The organism is Halomonas dongshanensis (assembly GCF_024790395.1).
GTDB classification, from domain to species: Bacteria; Pseudomonadota; Gammaproteobacteria; order Pseudomonadales; family Halomonadaceae; genus Vreelandella; species Vreelandella dongshanensis.
On sequence record NZ_JAJISC010000002.1, the window covers coordinates 594,198 to 614,639 of the forward strand.

A 20,442-nucleotide genomic window follows, 5' to 3' on the forward strand; every position below is an offset into this window, starting at 1 on the left:
GAGCGAAAGCGTGCGCTTCAACATGCAAACCGCCCCGCGGTGAAGGGCACGGCGGGGCGGCGTCGACGGGACAGTGTAGTCATAACGGTGTCGACTTAGCGCGGATCGATCAGCGGGCGAGCCAGAGACCGACGACGACGGCGCTAACGACGGTGATGATGAACACCCAGTTACGGGCGCGGGTGTCGCGGCGTGATTTCATGCAAGTTACCTGTCTACGAGAGCGGCTCCTCAAAAACGCGGGCTTCGAGCAAAAGCGCGGGCTTTATGAAAGGAGCGAGAAAAAGGCCGAGTGAAAAAGGGCGTGTCGGGCAGACGGCATGGTAACGTGTGGGCCCGGCGGCGTCATCTGTGCCCGCCGTCTAACCCTTCGAAGGACGAACTATGCATCTGCGTGAACACGGCGCTGCCCAAGCGCTGTCGCTGGCCGAAGGGCGACTGGCCGCGCTCGCCTGGGGCGATGCGCAGGCGCCTACCTGGCTTGCGCTGCACGGCTGGCTGGACAACGCCGCTAGCTATTCACGCTTGGCGCCCTGGCTTGCTCCGGCACTGGGCATTCGCATCGTGGCGCTCGATTTTCGCGGTCACGGCCACTCGGCCCATGCGCCTCGTGGTACCGACTACGCCCTATGGGACTACTGCCACGACGTACTCGACGCCCTGGACGCGCTTGGGCTGGACTCGGCCCCATTGCTGGGGCATTCCATGGGGGCGGCGGTGGCGGGGCTGGTCGCGGCAACGTTTGCCGAGCGGGTGGAAACGCTCACCCTCATCGACGGTCTCGGGGCGCTCAATACGCCCGCCGAGGCAACGGGTGATCAACTGCGCAAGGGGCTATTGGCGCATCGGAGAAGCGCCTCGCGGCGTCCGCGCTACGCCGATATAGAGCGCGCCGTGGCGGCGCGGGTCGCCGGTGGCGTCACCTCACTCGATACCGCTACCGCCTATCCATTGGTCGAGCGCAATACCCAGGAGTGCGCCGAGGGTGGCGTCGAGGTGCGCACCGATGCGCGCTTGCTCAAGCCTTCGCTTGTGCGCTTCACTCCCGAGCAGGTGCTGGCGCTGCTGGGCGCGATCAGCGCGCCCGTGCTGCTGGTGGAGGGCGAACGCGGTATTCTGGGCGAGCGCCGCTGGGCTTGCCAGGCACGCGATGCCGTACCCCATTTGACCCGCCACGTCGTGCCGGGAGGGCACCATCTGCACCTCGAACCCGAAGCGGTGGCGGCGGTTGGTGAAACGATTCGAGTCCACTGGGAAGCGCTCGCGCGAGGTACCAAGCATGAACGAACTCACCACCCTGGCTGAAGGGAGCAAGGTTGCCCTGGTACTGGGTAGCGGCGGCGCCCGTGGTTATGCCCATATCGGCGTGATCGAGGCACTCGAGGCACGCGGTTTCGAGATCATCTCCATTGCTGGGTGCTCCATGGGCGCGCTGATCGGCGGCATCTACGCGGCAGGAAAACTCGACGACTACCGCGAGTGGGTGTGCAATCTCGACTACCTCGACGTGCTCAAACTGGTCGACGTGACCTGGAGCCCGCTGGGCGCCATGCGGGCCAACAAGGTGATGAGCAAGCTCGAAGCGCTGATTGGTGATGTGGCGATCGAGTCGCTGCCGATTCCGGTCACCACCGTGGCGACCGATCTCGTGCGTCAGCGCGAGGTGTGGTTTCAAAGCGGCTCGCTGTTGCGCGCCATTCGCGCCTCCATCGCTGTTCCTGGTGTCATCACCCCAGTGACCCTGGGTGAGCAGGTGCTGGTCGACGGTGGGCTGCTCAACCCCTTGCCCATCATGCCCACCGTTGCCGCACACGAGGCTGACTTGGTGATAGCGGTCAACGTCACCGCCCATAGCCCCCAACCGGTCACCTTGGAGGAGCTCTTACCCGCCGAGCCCGTACGGCAGATGACGTCTGCCGAGCACGAACGCAGCGAGAGCTTGGGCAGCTGGATGCGCGAAGTGCGCGAGACCACGCGGCGGCTGTGGCAGGGGCTGGGCAAAGGCGAAGAGGCGAGCGAGGACGACGCCGACGAGACGGTCGAGAGCCGCGGCAAGCGCGAGTGGGGCAAGCTCGACATGATTCTCGAGTCGTTCGACATCACCCAGGCGGCGCTGGCGAAGTACAAGATCGCCGGGTATCCGCCGGACGTGCTGATCGAGATCCCCAAAACGGTGTGTAGCACCTATGAATTTCACCGCGCCGAAGCGCTCATCCGCTTGGGTCGTCACATGGCCGACGAAGCGTTAGAGCGGCGCATGCCGGGCATCGCCTCGGACGCCACCGAATGATTCAGCGGCTGGGGCGGCGCAGCAGCACGTAGAGCGCACCGGTACCGCCATCGGCATCGGTGGCCGAGCAGAACGCTAGCACCCCTGGCCACTCGCGTAGCCAGGCGTTGGCGTGGCTCTTGAGCACGGGAAAATCGGCGCTCGATCCCCAGGCCTTACCGTGTACTACCAGAACGCAGCGAAGCCCTTGCACGACGGCGTCGCGCAAAAAGCTTTCGAGCTCTTCGCGGGCCTCGTCGAGGGTGTAGCCGTGCAGGTCGAGGCCAGCCTGCCACTCGGTCTGGCCGCGCTTGAGTTGGCTGAAGGCGCGCCAAGGCAGATCGGGCACGCTGAATTCGAGATACGCCGACGGCGCCACCGGCTCCACGCGACCATCCGAGGTGCGCCCGGTGGTGGTCAGCGCCTCGCTTTTTTGCGCGGCCTGACGGCGGGCGGCGGTGGCGGTATCGTCGCGCCGAGGTTTGCCCGGGTTGGCCTGGTTGGCGCTCAAGCGCCGCACGCCCGCAGCCTTTAGGGCCTGGCGAAAGGCGTTGATATCGTCGTCGGGCGGAGAGCGGCGTTGCGTCATGACAGACTCTTGAGCGGTTCAGGCGCGAATGGGCAGCGTGGATACGCCCACGCCGGGCGTGTGAGAAAGGCACAGTATAGCGGGCTGGCCGGGCATGTGAACCGCCGCTGTGATCCGCGCCACGTGGAGGGTACAATCGCTCTCTTTCGGCTCGTCTTGGCGAGCCCCACGCCTGATCAGGAGTCGTCGTGAGCCCACCCGCCCGAACCCCAACCGCTTCCACGCTCGCCTTGCCCGATGCCACCTTGGCAAGCGAGCTTTATAGCCTGCGCGACTATCTGCGCTGGGTCACGAGCGAGTTCTATCTGGCCGGGCTGCATCACGGCCACGGCACCGACTCCCAGTGGGACGAGGCCGTGGCGCTCTGCCTTGGCGCGCTGCATCTGCCCTGGAACGTCGATCCCGCCGTGCTCGATGCCCGTCTTTTGCCGGTCGAGCGCGCACGTATCGTCGCCTTGGCGCGCGAGCGCATCGAGACCCGACGGCCGCTGCCGTACCTGCTGGGCGAGGCGTTCTTCGCCGGTTACCCCTTCGACGTCGACGAGCGCGTGCTAATTCCGCGCTCGCCGATTGCCGAGCTGATCGAAGACGGCTTCGCTGCCTGGTTTCCCGATGAGCCGCCCGCGCGGGTGCTCGATCTGTGCACCGGCTCGGGCTGCATCGGTATCGCCACCGCCCTGCATCTACCCACCTGCGAGGTAACGCTTGGCGATATCAGCCAGGAAGCGCTGGCGGTGGCGCGCCAGAACATCACCCGGCATGACGTTGGTGATCGAGTGCGCGCCGTTGCCTCCGACGTGTTCGATGACTTGGTCGGGCAGCGGTTCGATTTGATCGTCTCCAATCCGCCCTACGTCGATGCACGCGATCTGGCCACCATGCCCGCCGAATTCCGCCACGAACCGGCGCTGGCGCTGGGGGCGGGCGCTGATGGTCTGGATATCGTGCGGCGTATTCTGCGCCAGGCGCGCGCGCACTTGAACGACCAAGGCTGGCTGATCGTCGAGGTAGGTAACTCCGATCGCCATCTCGAGACTGCCTTCCCCGAGGTGCCTTTCATCTGGCTCGACTTCGAGCGCGGCGGCCAGGGCGTGTTTGCCTTGAGCGCTGCTGACCTCGACGCCCACGCGGCGTCCTTCGAACAAGGATAATCGCCATGTCCGGCAACGCATTCGGCAAGCTGTTCACCGTCACTACCTTTGGCGAAAGCCACGGTATCGCCTTGGGCGCCATCGTCGATGGCTGCCCGCCGGGCGTCGAGCTCTGCGAGGCGGATCTGCAGCATGACCTCGACCGCCGCCGCCCCGGCAGCTCGCGGCACACCACCCAGCGCAAGGAGTCCGATCAGGTACGCATTCTGTCGGGGGTGTTCGAGGGCAAGACTACCGGCACCTCGATTGGCCTGCTGATCGAGAACACCGATCAGCGCTCGAAAGATTACGCCAAGATCAAGGACCAGTTCCGCCCGGCGCACGCCGATTACACCTACCACCATAAGTATGGCCATCGCGACTACCGTGGAGGTGGGCGTTCGAGCGCCCGCGAGACGGCCATGCGCGTGGCCGCTGGTGCTATCGCCAAGAAGGTGTTGGCGGCTCAGGGCATTCGCGTGCGCGGCTATATGAGCCAGCTCGGCCCCATCGAGATCGACTTCAAAGCCTGGGAGTCGGTGGAGCAGAACGCCTTCTTCTGCCCCGACGCCGCCAAGGTTCCCGAGCTAGAGGCCTACATGGACCAGCTGCGCCGCGACCAGGACTCGGTGGGGGCGGCGATCACCGTCGTTGCCGAAGGCGTACCGGTGGGCTTGGGCGAGCCGGTCTTCGACCGTTTGGACGCCGAGCTTGCCCACGCGCTAATGAGCATCAACGCGGTGAAGGGCATCGAGATCGGCGCTGGGTTTGCCGCCGTTGCCCAGCGCGGCAGCGAACACCGCGATGAGATGACGCCAGAAGGCTTTCTCTCCAACCACGCGGGGGGCATTCTCGGCGGCATCTCCAGCGGCCAGCCGATCGTTGCACGCCTCGCGCTCAAGCCGACGTCGAGCATCACCACGCCCGGGCGCTCCATCGACGTCGACGGCAACCCCATCGAGGTGGTCACCAAGGGGCGCCACGACCCCTGCGTCGGCATTCGGGCCACGCCCATCGCCGAGGCGATGATGGCGATTACGTTGCTCGATCACTGGCTGCGTCACCGCGCTCAGAACGCCGACGTACAGGTTTCGACGCCGCGTTTACCGCAGCGTTGAAAGGCAACGGCCAATGGCGCACGGGCTGCTACACTGAAACCAGCCCGTGCGCCGAATCGCTCTCACCGACAACAAGATGCCAACGGCCCGAACGTCAATGGCCAGGAGACGCCGCATGAAGATCAACGTCGAATTCGACCTCACTCCGGACGAGTTCCGCCAAGCGTTGGGGCTTCCCGACGTGGAAGCTTTCCAGCAACACTTGCTGAACCAGATCCAGCGGCAGATGGAAACGGGCGTGGAGGGCTACGACCCGATGAGCTTGATGCGCCCCTTCCTGCAGCAACCCATGATGCAGCAGGGGCTTTCTCAAGGACTATCTCAAGGGCTAGCAAGCTTCGGCACCTATCAGCAGATGATGCTCGATATGCTGCGCCAGGCTGGTAGTGCTGCCAGTGCCGACAGCGATGACGCCCAGCGCGACGCTGCAAAAGCCAGCAGCGAGGCCGAAGGCGCCTCCGCCTCGGCGGCAAAGCGCGACGCAAGTGCCTCGACCTCGAAAAGCTCGCGCAGCCGTCGCGCATCGTCCTAACGCAGCATTGATGGTGCGGTAAGCGCGGAATTGCAAAGCCCTAGGACGCGCATTACTCTTTTTGCAGTGCAGCAAGGTGCGGTAACGTCAACCACTCTACGGCGCAAGCCACGGAACCCGAGAGGAGCAGTCACTATGCAAGATAAGATGATGGACGCCTTTAACGCCCAGACCCGCCAGATGTTCGAGCCCATGCGTCAGCTCAATTCGCTGATGCTCAGCAACATGGAAAAGATGACCCACTACCAGCTCGAAGCGATGAAACGCTACAGCCAGATGGGGACCGAGCGCCTGCGTCAGGCCGCCGACATCAAAGACGCCGAAGACCTGCGCGCCTTTGGCACTCAACAGGCGGAAATGATGCAGTCGCTCTCCCAGCAGATGCAGGAAGATGCCCGGCGCATGGGAGAGATGAGCCTTGAGTTCAGCGAGGAGATGAAGTCGCTGTTCAGCGAGGCAGGCCAGCGAATGAGCGATAACGTCCAGGCGGCGGCCAAGGGCCAGACGCCTACGGCGACGAGCCAGTCTTCGCGTCCCAAGAAGTAATGTTGCGAGCATGACAGCGATATCGGCGCCCTAAGGCGCCGTTTTATCGTCAAGCGAGATCAGCGCCTGCTGGCATGGGTAAGGCGAAGTGGGGGGAGTATGGCTTTAGGATGGAAAACGCCGACGCAGTCCGAGCTTGAGGCATGGCAGGCGCAACTGCAGGAGATGGGCACGCAGTATCAGGGGCTGATTCAGGATCTGCTCACGCGCACGCTACCCAGCGAGGCGGCAGAGCTCATCTACGCCGATATGCGCTCGAGCTTCGAGGCGAGCGCCCAGGCACTGATGCAGGATCCGGCGCTGCTGTGGCAGACCCAAGCGCGACTGCTACAGGATCAGTGGTTACTGTGGCAGCAGGGCATGCGCGCTTTCTCGGGCGAAGCGGTCGGTCCGCTATTGAAGCCGGCCGAAGGCGATCGGCGCTTCAAAGATAGCGCTTGGCATAACGACCCCTACTACATGAGTGTGATGCAGCAGTACCTGCTTTTCTCCCAGGCAGTAGAAGAGCTGATCGCTGATCTCAAGGGCGTGAGCGAAGCGCAAAAGCGCAACCTCGTGTTCTATGCGCGCCAACTGGTCAACGCCATGGCGCCCACCAACTTCGTCTCCACCAACCCAGAGGTGATGCGCCGCACCCTCGAAACCCAGGGGCAGAACCTGATCGACGGCCTCGACCGCCTGCGTGAAGACCTAGCCAACTCGGCGGAAGGCATCAACGTACAGATGACCGATCGCAGCGTGTTCGGCATCGGCGACAACATCGCCGTGACCCCGGGGGCCGTGATCTATGAAAACGAGCTCATTCAACTGATCCAGTACGCTCCAAGCACGCCGACGACCTTCAAGACGCCGCTTCTGATCGTGCCGCCGTGGATCAACAAGTACTACATTCTCGATCTGCGCGAAGACAACTCTTTCGTCAAGTGGCTGGTGGGGCAGGGGCATACGGTCTTTCTTATTTCTTGGCGCAACGTCGGCCCCGCCCAGCACGACATCACCTGGGCCGACTACCTGCAGCTAGGTCCAATGAGCGCTATGGACGCCATGGAGCAGGCTTGCGGCGTCAAGGCACTCAATATCATTAGCTACTGCGTAGGCGGCACCTTGACGGCGTCGTTCATGGCGTATCTAGCACGCAAGCGCCGGGCGAGCCGGGTCAAGTCAGTGACCTACATGGCCACGCTGCAGGATTTTCGCGACTCAGGCGAGATTGGCGTCTTCCTCAACGAGCGCGTCGTCGATGGGCTCGAGAAGAGCATGCAGCAGAAGGGCTATCTCGACGGCCGCTCGATGGCTTATACCTTCAATTTGCTACGCGAGAACGATCTTTTCTGGTCGTTCTATATCAGCAACTACTTGAAGGGTGAGGCGCCAGCGGCGTTCGATCTGCTCTATTGGAATACCGATGGCACCAACCTGGCTGCCAGTACTCACGCCTGGTATTTGCGCAACATGTACCTAGAAAACCGCTTGGTCGAACCCGATGGGCTGGAGATCGATGGTGTGAAGATCGATCTGCGCCGAATCGAGACGCCGAGCTACTTCGTTTCCACCAAAGAAGATCACATCGCCAAGTGGAACAGCACCTACTATGGCGCCTTGCTGCCTAAGGGGCCGGTGACCTTCGTGCTCGGCGCCTCGGGGCATATTGCCGGTATCGTCAATCCACCGCACAAGAACAAGTACGGCTACTGGACCAACGCTGCGCTGCCCGATGAGCCAACCCAATGGCAAGAGGGAGCAACCTTCAACGAAGGCTCCTGGTGGCCGCACTGGCAGGCCTGGATCACCGATAACGGCTACGCCGACCCAGCCGCCATGGTCGCCGCCCGCACGCCGGGGAGCGGCAAACTCGCGGTCATCGAGCCCGCGCCGGGGCGCTACGTGCGCCAGACTATTCCCGAGGTGCTAGGCGAGGTTGGCTTTCCGCCAACGGCAGAGTCCTAATAAGCGTACGTCAAAAGCGCAGCTAAAAAAGTGCGCTTAAAAAAAGACCTAGTAGGGTGGACAAATTGTCGCAGTTTGGCAGTCGCGCCTGGGTAATAAACCCGGGCGCGAATGGGTAGAATGGGAATGTTTTCTCCTATCCAGAGGTCTCTGCGATGAATACTACCCACGCCCTACGCGCCGTGCGCCGTACTCTTCTCCCCGCGCTCTCTTTGGCTGCGCTTTGCGCGGCAGTCGCCACCGCTCAGGCGGCGGATATCGACGTGAGCGATGCGCGCCTGAGTATCCTGCCCGGTGATACTCCCGGCGCAGGCTACTTTACCCTGCACAACGCAAGCGACGAGACCATTAGCCTGGTCGGCGCGGAAAGCCCGGCGTTCGAAGCCGTCGAAGTGCACGAGAGCATGGAGCACGACGGCATGATGCACATGCACGAGCTGGAAGCGGTCGAGGTCGAGCCCGGTGCCAGCATCGAGTTCGCCCCCAAAGGGCACCACCTGATGCTCATGCGCCGCACCCAGGAAGTGAACGTGGGCGATGAAGTTGATGTGACGCTGCGCTTTGCCGACGACACGACGCTGCCCGTCACCTTCGACGTCGTATCGCCCACCGCGCTTTGAGGCTTGGTGTTTACATGTGGCCACGAGGAGGCGAACGATGAGAAGGTTATGGTTGCCGATTGTGGCAACGCTTTGCCTTGCCGGGTGCAGTGACGATCCGAGCTGGCGTACTACGGATATCACCGAAATCATGCCGCCGCTGGATTTCGCTCTGATCGACGACGACGGTGAGGCGGTGACGGCCGAGGCCTATCGCGGTAAGACGACGCTGGTTTACTTCGGCTATACCCAGTGCCCTGACGTGTGCCCGATCACCCTGGCGCGGCTGGGGTCGGTGATCAATCAGCTGGACGAAGACGTGCGCGACGAGGTGCAGGTGCTGTTCGTCTCGGTCGATCCAGGGCGCGATACGCCGGAGGTGCTCAAGCGCTACGTTGGTGCTTTTGGCCCCGAGTTTACGGGCCTTACCGGCGAGCGCGAGGATATCGATGCGCTGACCAACCGCTATCGCATCGCCTACGAGTACGAAGAACCCAACGAGTACGGCGACTACATCGTCAACCACTCGAGCGCGATCTTTGCCTTCGATGAAGAGGGCCACGCCCAATTCCTGGCGCGCGACAGTCACTCGCCCCAAGACATTCTGGGCGATCTCAGGACGCTGATTTCAAAAAGCTGATGATAAAAAACTGAGCGCAAAAGGCCGGGTAAGTGATTACCCGGCCTTTTTGTCATCGCTATTCGACGCGGCGGATCAACAGGCGACGGAGAGGCCGCAGTTGGACGTATAAGCGCGTGAATTGACGTCGAGCGTCAGGCGATGGTTGGTGGTGTCGTAGAAAAACGAAGCGGCGCCGCGTTCGGAGCTTTCAGACTGATAGAGCCCGCAGATACCGTAGCCATACTGCACTTCCTGAAGGTAGGAGAGTTCGATGGCGTCATCGGGCAGGTCAAGCTCGGCCGCAATGGCAGCTTTAATGTCGTTATCGACGCTGTCGCTGGAGAGCGCCTGGCTGCCGAAGATGATGCCACCGATGAGGGCGGTGAACACCAACGGTGCCACGACAAGCAGTAGGAAGGGGCGTGATCTGGTCATGGAGGTCATTATGCCACTGCCTTAAAGGGAGTCAAGAAAGCGAACCGGGCCGGCGCCCGGCGCGCCGGGAAAGAAGTCCCGGCACCAGCATCAAGGCAGCGAGCAACCACGTTGGCCAGCTACCGATACGGGTGAACGGCGTGTTGCCCTGCATGGCGTAGAACTCGCCTACGAGGGCCGTGGTTTCGAACTGCGGTGCCCGCGCTACGACGTCGCCGCGCGGGTCGACGATCACGGTAATACCGTTGCTGGTGGCGCGCAGTACGTAGCGGCCGTTCTCCAGCGCGCGCAGGCGTGCCATCTGCAAATGCTGATGGGGCCCGATCGAAGCGCCGAACCAGGTGTCGTTGGACACGGTGAGCAGCACGTCGCTCTCCTGGGCGCGGCGTGCGACGAGCTCCGAATAGATGATCTCGTAGCAGATGGCGTTACCGATAGCCACGCCCGCCGCCTGCATGGGAGATTGATGCGTATCGCCCTTGGTGAAGCTCGACATGGGCAGATCGAAGAAGTCGATGGCGCCGCGCAAAACGCGCTCGAGCGGCAGGTATTCGCCAAAGGGCACCAGGTGCTCTTTCTGATAGCTACCGCTAACGTCACCCACGCCGATGACGCTATTGAAAAAGCGCTGTTCGGGATCGATTTGGACGATGCCGGTGAGCAGGGCGGTGCCGCTGGGTAGATTGGCCTGGACGCGTTCGAGCACCGGGCGTGCCTGGGTCTCGGTCATCGGTAGGGCCGTTTCGGGCCAAATGATGAGATCAGCGTCATCAGCGACCTGAGCTGTCAGGGCGCTGTAGGTATTGGCGGCCAAGCGCTGCCCTTCGGGCGTCCACTTTATCAGTTGGGGTAGGTTGCCCTGTAGCAGGGCCACGCGGGTTGGCGTTGCGACGGGCGTGGTCCACTGCGCTGGCAGCGCCAAGGGCACCAGCCAAATGGCGCCGAGGGGGGCAAGCGCCCACCAGCGGCGGTGCACTAGCTCAGCCACGAGCGTACCGCTCAAGACCACGAGCAGCGATAGCCAGTAGACGCCGCCAATCGGCGCCCAGGAGGCCAGCGGAGAGTCGACTTGGCTTGCGCCCAGAAGCAGCCAGGGAAAGCCGGTGAACAAATAAGTGCGCAGCACCTCGCCCAGCACCCAAGCTCCAGCGAAGGTGAGAAGGGCGAGCCGGGGGCCGCTCAGCCGGCGGTAAAGCCACAGCGTGACGGCGTAGAACAGCGCCAGCGCCACGACGAACAGAGCGGTGAGAAACAGCGCCAGCGGCATGCTGGTATAGCCGTAGTCGTGAATCGACACATAGACCCAGGAGGCGCCAGTGGCGAAGAGCGCGACGCCGTAGAGCCAGCCCTTGAGCGCTGCTTGCGCCGGAGAGAGTGCGTGAATGCCCCAGTACATCAGCGCCATGGCGATAGGTCCAAGCCACCAGAGCTCGAAGGGGGAGGCCGTCAGCGTCGTGAAAACGCCGGCGAGTAGGGCCGCGACCATCTGGACCAGCAGGAAAGAGGTCAAGCGCATGAGAATATCCTGTGGGATGCGTGGAGAGGAAAGGCGCGTTAGGCGTCGCGCTCGTCCACGGTATCGACGGCGCTGACGGGGCAGGCCTCGAGCAGTCGAATACGGCGGTTGTCGGCGTTGAGGACGGTAAAGCGCCAGCCGCCGAGAGTGGTCTGCTCGCCGCGACGGGGCAGGTGGCCGAACTGCTGCATCACCAAGCCGCCGAGGGTATCGAACTCCTCGTCCGAGAAGTCGGCATCGAAGTGCTCGTTGAAGTCTTCGATGGGGGTCAGGGCGCGAATGGCGTAAAGGCCGTCACCCAGCTCGCGGATGTCCTCTTCTTCGTCGGTGTCGTGTTCGTCTTCGATGTCGCCGACGATCTGTTCGAGGATATCTTCGATGGTGATGATACCGGCGGTACCGCCATACTCGTCGACCACGATAGCCATGTGGTTATGGGTATCGCGAAACTCCTTGAGCAGGCTGTTGAGCCGCTTGGATTCGGGAATGAACATGGCCGGGCGGAGCACGTCTTCGAGCTGGAAGCGGTCGCGCTGCTCCTGGGTTTGTGACAGCAGCGGTAGCAGGTCTTTGACCAGCAGGATGCCCTTGACGTCGTCGAGGTTTTCGCCAACCACCGGATAGCGTGAGTGGCCGGTTTCCTTGATCAAGGGAAGATAGCCATCGCTGGTTTGGTCCAGGGTGATGGCGGTGACCTGGGAGCGCGGAATCAGAATCTCGCGCACCTGTTGGTCGTTGATTTGCAGCGCCCCCTCGATGATGGTGAGGGCGTCGTTGTCCAGCCGGAGTTTACCGGCGGTATGGCGCAAAAAGGCCATGAGCTCGTCGCGCGAGCTGGGTTCGTCACTGTCTCCGGAGAGTGCGCCAAAGAGTTTCTCGAGCCAGGATTTCTGATTGGGTGTGCTCGATCGGTCTTCGCTCATTCGTCAATTCTCTTGGTTGCGGGCGTCGTCGCCATGGCCGCCAAGCGGCGGGCCATGACGTTGTATCACTCGACACGCCCAGATGCCAGCCCCGCTCCAACGCGGGTTAGGCGAGATAAGGGTCGGGGATATCGAACTCGGCTAGAAGCACTCGCTCGAGCGCCTCCATCTCTTCGGCGTCGTCATCATCGATGTGATCGTAACCCATTAGATGCAGCGTGCCGTGAATCACCATGTGGGCGTAGTGATGCGCCAGAGGTTTGCTCTGCTCTTCGGCTTCGCGTACGACCACCGCATGGCAGACCACCAGGTCGCCCAGTAGCGGCAAGGGCACGCCGGGCGGCCCTTCGAAGGGGAAGGAGAGCACGTTGGTTGGCTTGTCCTTATCCCGATAGTCGCGGTTGAGCATCTGGCTTTCGGCCTCGTCCACCAGCCGGATGGTCAGCTCCCAGCGCTCGTCGTCGGGATGGTGGGCAAACACACGGCTCACCCATTGGGTGAGCTCATCGAGCGTAGGTAGCTCAGCGGCGTGCTCGTCGATATCTGTCAGGGCAATCTGCCGGTCGATCAAAGGGCCGCTCATTGGCCGCTGGCGCCAGGTGAGAGACCGTCGCGGGCCTGGAGCATGCGCGCTTCGCGCTCCTGTTGACGGGCTTCGCGGCGGGCGCGCTCCTCGACTTCCTGCTGCGACTCGAAGACGTCGTAGGCTTCGATGATGCGCTGGACCAGCGGGTGGCGCACCACGTCCTTGGCCGAGAAGTGGGTCATGCCGATTCCTGGTGTCTCCTTGAGCACGTCCATGACCTGAATCAGGCCCGAGCGCTGGCCGCGCGGCAGATCCACCTGGGTAACGTCGCCAGTGATGACGGCGGTAGAGCCAAAGCCGATACGGGTCAGAAACATCTTCATCTGCTCGGGCGTGGTGTTCTGGCTCTCATCGAGAATGATGTAGGCGTTGTTGAGCGTGCGCCCGCGCATATACGCCAGCGGGGCGATCTCGATCACTTGGCGCTCGATCAGTTTGGCGACCTGCTCGAAGCCGATCATCTCGTACAGCGCATCGTAGAGCGGGCGCAGGTAAGGGTCGATCTTCTGGGCCAGGTCGCCGGGCAGAAAGCCGAGCTTTTCACCCGCCTCGACGGCTGGACGCACCAGCAGAATGCGGCGCACCTCTTGCTGATTGAGCGCCTCGACCGCCGCTGCAACGGCAAGGTAGGTTTTACCCGTGCCTGCCGGACCAATACCGAAGTTGATGTCGTGTTCGCGAATGCTGCTGACGTAGCGCTGCTGGTTGAGTCCGCGCGGCTTGATCATGGCACGCGGCGTGCGCATGACCACGTCGCCGTCGTTGTTGTCCTCGTCATCCTCGGCGAGCGCTTCGAGGCCCGACTCCTGCAGAAACAGGTGAACGGTGTCGGGCGTGAGCTCACTTGCCGCCGTTTCGCGGTAGAGGTGCTCGACGACGTTGGCCGCCGCCTTGACGCGGTTGGCGGCACCGGCGAGTTGGAAGATATTGCCGCGATTGCGCAGCGTGACATCCAGACGACTCTCGATCAGCTTCAGGTGCTCATCCTGCTGACCGCACAGACTGGCAAGACGCTGCGGATCGTTGGGTTCAAGGCTTAGGGTGATGATGCGATTGGCCTGAGATGATGGCTGGCTCAAGAGTGATCGATCCATGCTGTGGTGGGTGTGATTTCAGCTTAATGCCCCACCGCAGTTGGGGCAATTGCTTGGGTTAAGTTTGCTGATCGGCGTCATGGGCTCGGGCGAACCCATGACAGGGCGTTAGTGGCGCTCGGGAGAGATCAGATCGCCCCGTAGCGAGTTGGGCAGCGCCTCGGTGATCTCGACATCGACGAAGTAGCCGATGAGCTCGGTGGGGTTGGCGGCGCGAAAGTTGACCACGCGGTTGTTCTCGGTGCGCCCAGAGAGCTGGCCCGGGTCCTTGGGCGAAAAGCCGGAGACCAGAATGCGCTGGGTCGTTCCCACCATGCGACGGCTGATCTGCATCGCCTGCTGGTTGATGCGATCCTGCAAGATGGAAAGACGCTGCTTTTTGACGCTTTCGGGGGTGTCATCGGGCAGCGCTGCGGCGGGTGTGCCAGGGCGCGCCGAATAGACGAAGCTGAACGAGTGATCGAAGCCGATGCGGTGGATGAGGTCCATCGTCGCCTCGAAGTCGGCATCGGTCTCGCCGGGAAAGCCGATGATGAAGTCCGAGGAGAAGCTGATGTCGGGCCGGTTGGCGCGAATACGCTCCATCTTAGCGATGTACTCGTCGCGGGTGTGGCCGCGCTTCATCGCGCTCAAAATCGGATCGGCGCCGGACTGCACGGGTAGGTGCAGGTGGCTGACGAGTTCGGGAATTTCGGCGAAGGCGTCGATCAAACTATCGGTGAACTCGACCGGGTGCGAGGTGGTGAAACGGATGCGATCGATGCCGTCGATGGCGGCAATGCAGGCAATCAGCTCGGCCAGGTCAATCTCGTCACCGTCTTCGTTCTCACCACGGTAGGCGTTGACGTTCTGGCCCAGAAGATTGATTTCGCGCACGCCCTGTTCGGCCAGATGAAAAGCCTCTTCCATGACGTCTTCGAAGGGGCGCGATACTTCTTCACCCCGGGTGTAGGGCACCACGCAGAAAGTGCAGTACTTAGAGCACCCTTCCATTACCGAGACGAACGCCGAGGCGCCATCGGACTTGGGCTTGGGCAGGTGGTCGAACTTCTCGATTTCGGGGAAAGTGACGTCCACCGCCGCAATCTGATTCTGACGCCGCGCATCCAACATCGCGGGTACGCGGTGCAGCGTCTGGGGGCCGAAGACCATGTCGACGTAGGGCGCGCGCTTACGTAGGGCGTCGCCTTCTTGGCTGGCAACGCAACCGCCCACGCCGATGACGAGATCCGGGTTGGCTTCCTTCAGCTTCTTCCATCGTCCTAACTGATGGAACACCTTCTCCTGCGCCTTTTCGCGGATGGAGCAAGTGTTAAGCAGAATGACGTCGGCCTCGTACTCGTTATCGGTCAGTTCGAGCCGGTGCGATTCACCGAGCAGGTCCGCCATGCGGGCGGAGTCGTACTCGTTCATTTGGCAGCCGTGCGTTTTGATGAAGAGCTTCTTCGCCATCGGTACCTGTCGTCTGTGGGTCGTCATGAATTCGCCCGCCGCGCGGGCGGATAGCGTCGTGCGGGCATACCGCGTGAATCGGGGCATTATACGGACACAGCCTACCGGGAGCTAGCGCTGACGCCAAATGAGGCTTGACCATTGTTTCTTAATGGGTATACTACGCACCGTGTTTGAGCGGATCCCCGATAGCTCAGTTGGTAGAGCAAATGACTGTTAATCATTGGGTCGCAGGTTCGAGTCCTGCTCGGGGAGCCAATCCCTTGAACACAGCGCGGTAATCGATGTTCCTCGATAGCTCAGTTGGTAGAGCAAATGACTGTTAATCATTGGGTCGCAGGTTCGAGTCCTGCTCGAGGAGCCAATCGCCTTTCAGTACCGCCTATTTCCGCTGTTCCTCGATAGCTCAGTTGGTAGAGCAAATGACTGTTAATCATTGGGTCGCAGGTTCGAGTCCTGCTCGAGGAGCCAACGGCGGCTAGCCTTATATCTTCTTATATTTCTTGCGTCTTGAGCCTATCGCTCCAAGGCGTTTTTCGTGTGCGTTACTGTATCTACCCAGATGAAAACGCCCCCTGGCCGGTTTGGGCAAGGGGGCGTGGATAACGCCTGGGTTAAGCGCGAGCACTCAAGCCGAGAGTTCTCTGCGCACGATCTCTGCACCTGCGCTCAGGGCGTTCAGCTTGCCTCGGGCCACGGAACGGGAGAGCGGGGCCATGCCGCAGTTGGTGCAGGGGTAGAGCTTATCTGCGTCGACGAATTGCAGCACCTTGCGTAGCGTCTCGGCGACCTCTTCGGGCGTTTCGATAGCGTTGGTGGCAACGTCGATGGCGCCTACCATCACCTTCTTACCGCGAATTAGCTCGATGAGATCGATAGGGACGTGCGAGTTCTGGCACTCGAGCGAGACGATATCGATATTGGACTGCTGCAGTTTGGGGAAGACTTCTTCGTACTGGCGCCACTCGGAGCCCAGGGTCTTTTTCCAGTCGGTATTGGCCTTGATACCGTAGCCGTAGCAAATGTGCACGGCGGTTTCGCATTTCAGCCCTTCGATGGCGCGTTCGAGCGTCGCGATGCCCCAGTCGTTCACTTCATCGAAAAAGACGTTGAAGGCGGGTTCGTCGAACTGAATGATATCGACACCGGCGGCTTCGAGCTCCTTGGCTTCCTGGTTGAGAATCTTGGCAAATTCCCAGGCAAGCTTTTCACGGCTCTTATAGTGGCCGTCATAGAGCGTATCGATCATGGTCATCGGCCCCGGCAGGGCCCACTTGATGGGTTGATCGGTTTGCTGGCGCAAGAATTTGGCGTCGTCGACGAAGACCGGCTTCTGGCGGCTGACGTCGCCTACCACCGAGGGCACGCTGGCATCGTAGCGGTCGCGAATCTTGACCGTCTGGCGGTTTTCGAAATCGACGCCGCTCAAGTGTTCGATGAAGGTGGTGACGAAGTGCTGGCGTGTCTGCTCGCCGTCGCTGACGATATCGATACCCGCGCGCTGCTGCTCTTGCAGCGATACGCGAAGGGCGTCCTGCTTGCCCTCGATCAGTTCTTCGTCCTGCAGCTTCCATGGCGACCACAGGGTCTCCGGCTGCGCCAGCCATAACGGTTTGGGTAGGCTGCCAGCCGTCGACGTGGGGAGTAACTTTTTCATGATCAATGACCTTGTTATATAGCCAGGGGTAAATCAAAGAGCCCGTTTCTAACCAGTCGAGTGCTAGTCGACGACAACGATATGCTAGTTGGCGTCGCTAGCTGAGCTGTTTATCTGAGATCGTTAACGGTTATAGCTCGCCGCCCACCGATCGAGGGTTTCTTGGTGAGGCTTGATGAAATACTCCTCCGCATAGTGGCCCTGCTCGATGGCCAGACGGCTGCGCTCCTCGCGGTCGTAGACGATGCGCGTCAGCGAGTGGTCATGGTTGTGCAGCTGCGGCTGGTAGATATCACCTGCTGGGGCATTGGCGTTGTAGATCTCGGGGCGGTAGATGCGTTGGAACGTCTCCATCGTGCTGATGGTGCTGATGAGTTCCAGGTTGGTGTAATCGTTGAGCAGATCGCCCGCGAAGTGGAACGCCAGCGGGGCTACGCTATGCGGCGGCATGAAGTAGCGCACCTCCAAGCCCATCTTCTTGAAGTACTGCTCGGTCAGTGAGGACTCGTCCGGCAGGTATTCGACGCCAAGCACGGGGTGCGTATTGGCTGTGCGGTGGTAAGTCTTCTTATCTGACACGCTAAGGCAGATCACCGGCGGCTTGGCGAAGTTCTCCTGATAGGCGGCGGAGTTCAAGAAGTAGTGGAAGAGCTTGCCGTGTAAGTCGCCAAAGTTGTCAGGAATGCTGAACTGCGCTTGGCCCTTGTTGTGCTCGAGCAGCCGTACGCTGAAGTCGTAGTCGCGCACGTAGGAGGAGAAGTTATTGCCGACGATGCCTTCGATGCGCTGCTGGGTATGGCGATCGACGATGTGCGTTTTCAACACTTCGATCATGGGGAAGGCGTCGCCTTTACCTTCGATGTCCATACCGACGGAGACGATATCGAGCTCAACGGTATAGCGATCACCTTTAGGGTTGTCCCAATGGGCCAAAGCGTTGAAGCGATTATCGATCATCGTCAAGGCGTTGCGCAGGTTTTCCTGGCGGCTCTCGCCACGCGCCAGGTTGGCGAAGTTGGTGGTGATGCGCGTGCTATCGGCGGGATGATAGTTTTCATCGAACCGAATACGTTTGACGGTAAAGGTAAACTCTTGGCTCATCGTGGTCGGCATCCTGAAGGCGGTGATGAAAGCAAGCCGCAAAAAAGCGTAATAAGGGCTTTCGATATAAGCGATGAGTGTTTTATACCCGAACCTTCGTATGAGTGACAGTGACTTTATTTCAGATACAAGATGAAGGTTATTCATACAGTCGACAAAAAACGCCAGCCCTAAGGCTGGCGTCGTGAGGGAGCTGCAGTTATCGCATCAGTTTAGCGTTTGCGAGCGAGCTGGTGCATATGCTGCAGGTGGGCGTAGTCGAGTAGAATTTCGGCCGACTCGAGTACGTGAGCGCGGTCTACCGGCATCTCCTCTTCGTCCTCTTCGGTAGCGTTTTCGTCCGTTGCGTCGTCGTTCGTCGGGTCGAGGCGGGCATCGGCCCACTCATCCAGCTCCGGCATGCCAAGGGCGCGGCGGCGCTGGTTTTCGAGCGAGAGCTGCTCGGCTTCCTGCGCTTCCATTTCACGCTGACGCTGTTCGCGGTTCAGGCTAACGCTGGTTTGCTGCTCACGCAGCTGGCGAGCGAGATTGGCCTGACGCTCCAGGTAGCGGAAGTTGGGATTTTCGGCCACACGGGCATCGTGGCGTTCGTTGAGCGTAGCCAGGTAGCGCTCGGGCTCACCGTAGCGACGATACTGCACGTTTTGCACGGTATCCCAGGGTAAGGCGTTATCCAGGCTGCTTTCGCCGATGCGCTCGGGGTCGATCAGGCTGGGGAAGGGAATGTCAGGCTCGACACCGCGATTTTGGGTGCTTTCTCCCGAGATGCGGTAGAACTTGGCCCGGGTCAGCTTGATCTGGCCGTGGCTCAAATCGCTCAGCGTCTGTACGGTGCCCTTGCCAAAGGTGGTGGTACCGAGCACGAGGCCACGGCCGTAGTCCTGAATGGCACCGGCAAAGATCTCCGATGCCGAGGCCGAGAGGCGGTTAACCAGCACGCCTAGCGGGCCATCGTACAGGGTGCCGCTATCGGTATCGCCGTAGAGGTTGATGCGCCCTTGGGCGTCGCGCACCTGCACGGTGGGGCCGCGGTCGATGAACAGGCCGATCAGCGAGTTGGCTTCTTGCAGCGCGCCGCCGCCGTTGTTGCGTAAATCGAGCACGATGCCTTCGACGCCTTCCTCTTTGAGCCGCTCGATCTCGCGGGAGACATCGCGCGTGGTGCTGCGATAATCCTCTTCACCCGCCTGCCAGGCGTCGAAGTCGACGTAGAAAGTAGGGATGTTGATCACGCCGAGGCGATGCGGTTCGCCGTCGCGCTCGACCTCGATTATCTCACCATGCGCCGCCTGGTCTTCGAGACTGACGGTATCACGGGTAATTTCGATGGTATGCGAGCGGGTCATGTCCACTGCTTGGGCGGGCACGACGTCCAGGCGCACGGTGGAGCCTTTGGGACCGCGAATGAGGTCGACGACGTTGTCCAGGCGCATGCCGATGACGTTGACCATATCGCCCTCTTCCTGGCCCACGGCAATGATGCGATCGGCCGGCTCGAGCAGCCCGGCGCGGTCAGCTGGGCCACCGGGAACAAGGCTTGCTACCTTGACGTATTCGCCGTCGGCCTGGAGCAGGGCGCCGATGCCTTCGAGCGACAGGCTCATCTGAATGTCGAAGCTTTCGCTCTGGCGCGGAGAGAGATAGTTAGTGTGCGGGTCGATGGTGCTGGTCACCGCCGCCATGAAGATGCCGAACACGTCCTCGGCCTCGGCTTGGCGAAGGCGAGTGAGCTGACCTTCGTAGCGCTGACGCAGGTTGTCGACGACTTGCTCTTCGTCCTGATCGGCCAGGGCCAGGGTGAGAGCGTCGTTCTCCAGGCGCTTGCGCCAGAGCTCGTCGAGCTCGCTTTCGCGGCTGGCCCAGGGCGTATCTTCGCGATCGATCTCGATACGCTCATCGCTGTCGAAATCGAATGAGATGCCTTCGTCGAGTTTTTCCAGTAGCCACTCGAGGCGTGCCGTATGGCGCTGGTTGAGACGCTCGTAGAGGTCGAAAACCTCGTCTAGGTCTCCCTCGAAGAGCACCTCCGCCATGTCCTCTTCGAGGTGGCGGTAAGGGTCGATGTCACGGCGTAAAAGGTAAGCGCGCTGACCGTCCAAAAAATCCAGGTAGCTCTGGAACGCCTCTTGTGACCACGCCTCGTCGAAAGTGATATCGGCGTAGTGACCATAGTGCAGGGCATCGGCCACTTCCACCGCTGCCTGGCGCTGTTCGTCGGTCGGCTTAAGCGCTGCTTGCGCCGTAGTGCTGGTCACGACCAGCATCAGCGCCAGAGCGACCGAACGCGATAGCGTTACAAACAAGCTCATCAGTCAAGCTCTCCTGG

The 20,442-nt window shown here is 61.4% G+C and carries 19 protein-coding genes and 3 tRNA genes; 12 read left to right on the forward strand and 10 right to left on the reverse strand.

The window, feature by feature from the left end; translation table 11 throughout:
• The first annotated feature begins 384 nt into the window (after positions 1-384).
• The gene (locus LLY24_RS06155; protein WP_259035407.1) at positions 385-1,305 is read left to right on the forward strand and encodes an alpha/beta fold hydrolase; all 921 of its coding nucleotides are present in this window, start codon (positions 385-387) and stop codon (positions 1,303-1,305) included.
• Positions 1,280-2,290 (forward strand): patatin-like phospholipase family protein, encoded by a 1,011-nt coding sequence (locus LLY24_RS06160; protein ID WP_259035408.1) that lies wholly within the window; start codon positions 1,280-1,282, stop codon positions 2,288-2,290. Before LLY24_RS06155 ends, LLY24_RS06160 begins: the two co-directional genes overlap by 26 nt.
• Position 2,291: 1 nt before the next feature.
• On the opposite strand, the gene LLY24_RS06165 is transcribed toward LLY24_RS06160, so the two are convergent.
• Positions 2,292-2,858, reverse strand: a complete 567-nt coding sequence (locus tag LLY24_RS06165) for a Smr/MutS family protein (RefSeq protein WP_259035409.1) — start codon at positions 2,856-2,858, stop codon at positions 2,292-2,294.
• Positions 2,859-3,046: 188 nt separating this feature from the next.
• Between LLY24_RS06165 and prmB the strand changes: the two genes are divergently transcribed.
• From prmB to LLY24_RS06200, 7 genes are all read left to right on the forward strand, one after another.
• Positions 3,047-4,009 carry a 50S ribosomal protein L3 N(5)-glutamine methyltransferase gene (gene prmB / locus LLY24_RS06170; protein ID WP_259035410.1) on the forward strand — a complete coding sequence of 321 codons (963 nt, stop codon included), beginning with the start codon at positions 3,047-3,049 and terminating at the stop codon, positions 4,007-4,009.
• Between the two features lie 5 nt (positions 4,010-4,014).
• Positions 4,015-5,106, forward strand: coding sequence for a chorismate synthase (gene aroC / locus LLY24_RS06175; RefSeq protein ID WP_259035411.1), 1,092 nt, complete (start codon positions 4,015-4,017; stop codon positions 5,104-5,106).
• Positions 5,107-5,221: 115 nt separating this feature from the next.
• Positions 5,222-5,638 (forward strand): hypothetical protein, encoded by a 417-nt coding sequence (locus LLY24_RS06180; protein ID WP_259035412.1) that lies wholly within the window; start codon positions 5,222-5,224, stop codon positions 5,636-5,638.
• Between the two features lie 135 nt (positions 5,639-5,773).
• Entirely contained in the window at positions 5,774-6,184 is a 411-nt protein-coding gene (locus LLY24_RS06185; protein WP_259035413.1) for a phasin family protein, read from the forward strand.
• A gap of 99 nt (positions 6,185-6,283) precedes the next feature.
• A complete protein-coding gene (phaC, locus tag LLY24_RS06190; protein WP_259035414.1) occupies positions 6,284-8,131 on the forward strand; it encodes a class I poly(R)-hydroxyalkanoic acid synthase in 1,848 nt (615 codons plus the stop codon).
• A gap of 155 nt (positions 8,132-8,286) precedes the next feature.
• Positions 8,287-8,751: a copper chaperone PCu(A)C gene (locus LLY24_RS06195; RefSeq protein ID WP_259035415.1), complete on the forward strand. Its 465-nt coding sequence runs from the start codon at positions 8,287-8,289 to the stop codon at positions 8,749-8,751.
• A gap of 37 nt (positions 8,752-8,788) precedes the next feature.
• The gene (locus LLY24_RS06200; protein ID WP_259035416.1) at positions 8,789-9,370 is read left to right on the forward strand and encodes an SCO family protein; all 582 of its coding nucleotides are present in this window, start codon (positions 8,789-8,791) and stop codon (positions 9,368-9,370) included.
• A 75-nt stretch (positions 9,371-9,445) separates the two neighbouring features.
• On the opposite strand, the gene LLY24_RS06205 is transcribed toward LLY24_RS06200, so the two are convergent.
• From LLY24_RS06205 to miaB, 6 genes are all read right to left on the reverse strand, one after another.
• A complete protein-coding gene (locus LLY24_RS06205; RefSeq protein ID WP_259035417.1) occupies positions 9,446-9,787 on the reverse strand; it encodes a hypothetical protein in 342 nt (113 codons plus the stop codon).
• Positions 9,788-9,818: 31 nt separating this feature from the next.
• Entirely contained in the window at positions 9,819-11,303 is a 1,485-nt protein-coding gene (gene lnt / locus LLY24_RS06210) for an apolipoprotein N-acyltransferase (RefSeq protein WP_259035418.1), read from the reverse strand.
• 38 nt (positions 11,304-11,341) lie between these two features.
• Positions 11,342-12,226, reverse strand: a complete 885-nt coding sequence (locus LLY24_RS06215; protein ID WP_259035419.1) for a CorC family transporter — start codon at positions 12,224-12,226, stop codon at positions 11,342-11,344.
• A 106-nt stretch (positions 12,227-12,332) separates the two neighbouring features.
• Entirely contained in the window at positions 12,333-12,809 is a 477-nt protein-coding gene (gene ybeY / locus LLY24_RS06220) for an rRNA maturation RNase YbeY (RefSeq protein ID WP_259035420.1), read from the reverse strand.
• Positions 12,806-13,891, reverse strand: coding sequence for a PhoH family protein (locus LLY24_RS06225; RefSeq protein WP_259035421.1), 1,086 nt, complete (start codon positions 13,889-13,891; stop codon positions 12,806-12,808). The genes ybeY and LLY24_RS06225 overlap by 4 nt, the downstream gene beginning before the upstream one ends.
• 123 nt (positions 13,892-14,014) lie before the next feature.
• Positions 14,015-15,358: a tRNA (N6-isopentenyl adenosine(37)-C2)-methylthiotransferase MiaB gene (miaB, locus tag LLY24_RS06230; protein ID WP_259035530.1), complete on the reverse strand. Its 1,344-nt coding sequence runs from the start codon at positions 15,356-15,358 to the stop codon at positions 14,015-14,017.
• 182 nt (positions 15,359-15,540) lie between these two features.
• On the opposite strand from miaB, the gene LLY24_RS06235 reads away from it, so the two are divergent.
• The 3 genes from LLY24_RS06235 (at position 15,541) to LLY24_RS06245 (ending at position 15,829) form a co-directional block, all read left to right on the forward strand.
• Positions 15,541-15,616, forward strand: a tRNA-Asn gene (locus LLY24_RS06235).
• A 30-nt stretch (positions 15,617-15,646) separates the two neighbouring features.
• Positions 15,647-15,722 (forward strand) — tRNA-Asn (locus tag LLY24_RS06240).
• Positions 15,723-15,753: 31 nt separating this feature from the next.
• A tRNA-Asn gene (locus tag LLY24_RS06245) sits at positions 15,754-15,829 on the forward strand.
• Positions 15,830-15,986: 157 nt separating this feature from the next.
• Here the strand turns inward: LLY24_RS06245 and LLY24_RS06250 are convergent.
• From LLY24_RS06250 to LLY24_RS06260, 3 genes are all read right to left on the reverse strand, one after another.
• Positions 15,987-17,015, reverse strand: a complete 1,029-nt coding sequence (locus LLY24_RS06250) for a methionine synthase (protein ID WP_259035422.1) — start codon at positions 17,013-17,015, stop codon at positions 15,987-15,989.
• Positions 17,016-17,138: 123 nt separating this feature from the next.
• Positions 17,139-18,116 (reverse strand): DUF1852 domain-containing protein, encoded by a 978-nt coding sequence (locus tag LLY24_RS06255; RefSeq protein ID WP_259035423.1) that lies wholly within the window; start codon positions 18,114-18,116, stop codon positions 17,139-17,141.
• A 212-nt stretch (positions 18,117-18,328) separates the two neighbouring features.
• Positions 18,329-20,425 (reverse strand): carboxy terminal-processing peptidase, encoded by a 2,097-nt coding sequence (locus tag LLY24_RS06260; RefSeq protein WP_259035424.1) that lies wholly within the window; start codon positions 20,423-20,425, stop codon positions 18,329-18,331.
• Between the last annotated feature and the right edge of the window lie 17 nt (positions 20,426-20,442).

What these genes read in the sequence shown, in the direction of transcription:
- LLY24_RS06155 (WP_259035407.1), top strand. Translation starts at nt 385, where the DNA reads ATGCATCTGCGTGAACACGGCGCTGCCCAAGCGCTGTCGCTGGCCGAA.
- LLY24_RS06160 (WP_259035408.1), top strand. Translation starts at nt 1,280, where the DNA reads ATGAACGAACTCACCACCCTGGCTGAAGGGAGCAAGGTTGCCCTGGTA.
- LLY24_RS06165 (WP_259035409.1), bottom strand. Translation starts at nt 2,858, where the DNA reads ATGACGCAACGCCGCTCTCCGCCCGACGACGATATCAACGCCTTTCGC.
- aroC (WP_259035411.1), top strand. Translation starts at nt 4,015, where the DNA reads ATGTCCGGCAACGCATTCGGCAAGCTGTTCACCGTCACTACCTTTGGC.
- LLY24_RS06180 (WP_259035412.1), top strand. Translation starts at nt 5,222, where the DNA reads ATGAAGATCAACGTCGAATTCGACCTCACTCCGGACGAGTTCCGCCAA.
- LLY24_RS06185 (WP_259035413.1), top strand. Translation starts at nt 5,774, where the DNA reads ATGCAAGATAAGATGATGGACGCCTTTAACGCCCAGACCCGCCAGATG.
- phaC (WP_259035414.1), top strand. Translation starts at nt 6,284, where the DNA reads ATGGCTTTAGGATGGAAAACGCCGACGCAGTCCGAGCTTGAGGCATGG.
- LLY24_RS06195 (WP_259035415.1), top strand. Translation starts at nt 8,287, where the DNA reads ATGAATACTACCCACGCCCTACGCGCCGTGCGCCGTACTCTTCTCCCC.
- LLY24_RS06200 (WP_259035416.1), top strand. Translation starts at nt 8,789, where the DNA reads ATGAGAAGGTTATGGTTGCCGATTGTGGCAACGCTTTGCCTTGCCGGG.
- LLY24_RS06205 (WP_259035417.1), bottom strand. Translation starts at nt 9,787, where the DNA reads ATGACCAGATCACGCCCCTTCCTACTGCTTGTCGTGGCACCGTTGGTG.
- lnt (WP_259035418.1), bottom strand. Translation starts at nt 11,303, where the DNA reads ATGCGCTTGACCTCTTTCCTGCTGGTCCAGATGGTCGCGGCCCTACTC.
- LLY24_RS06215 (WP_259035419.1), bottom strand. Translation starts at nt 12,226, where the DNA reads ATGAGCGAAGACCGATCGAGCACACCCAATCAGAAATCCTGGCTCGAG.
- ybeY (WP_259035420.1), bottom strand. Translation starts at nt 12,809, where the DNA reads ATGAGCGGCCCTTTGATCGACCGGCAGATTGCCCTGACAGATATCGAC.
- miaB (WP_259035530.1), bottom strand. Translation starts at nt 15,358, where the DNA reads ATGGCGAAGAAGCTCTTCATCAAAACGCACGGCTGCCAAATGAACGAG.
- LLY24_RS06250 (WP_259035422.1), bottom strand. Translation starts at nt 17,015, where the DNA reads ATGAAAAAGTTACTCCCCACGTCGACGGCTGGCAGCCTACCCAAACCG.
- LLY24_RS06255 (WP_259035423.1), bottom strand. Translation starts at nt 18,116, where the DNA reads ATGAGCCAAGAGTTTACCTTTACCGTCAAACGTATTCGGTTCGATGAA.
- LLY24_RS06260 (WP_259035424.1), bottom strand. Translation starts at nt 20,425, where the DNA reads ATGAGCTTGTTTGTAACGCTATCGCGTTCGGTCGCTCTGGCGCTGATG.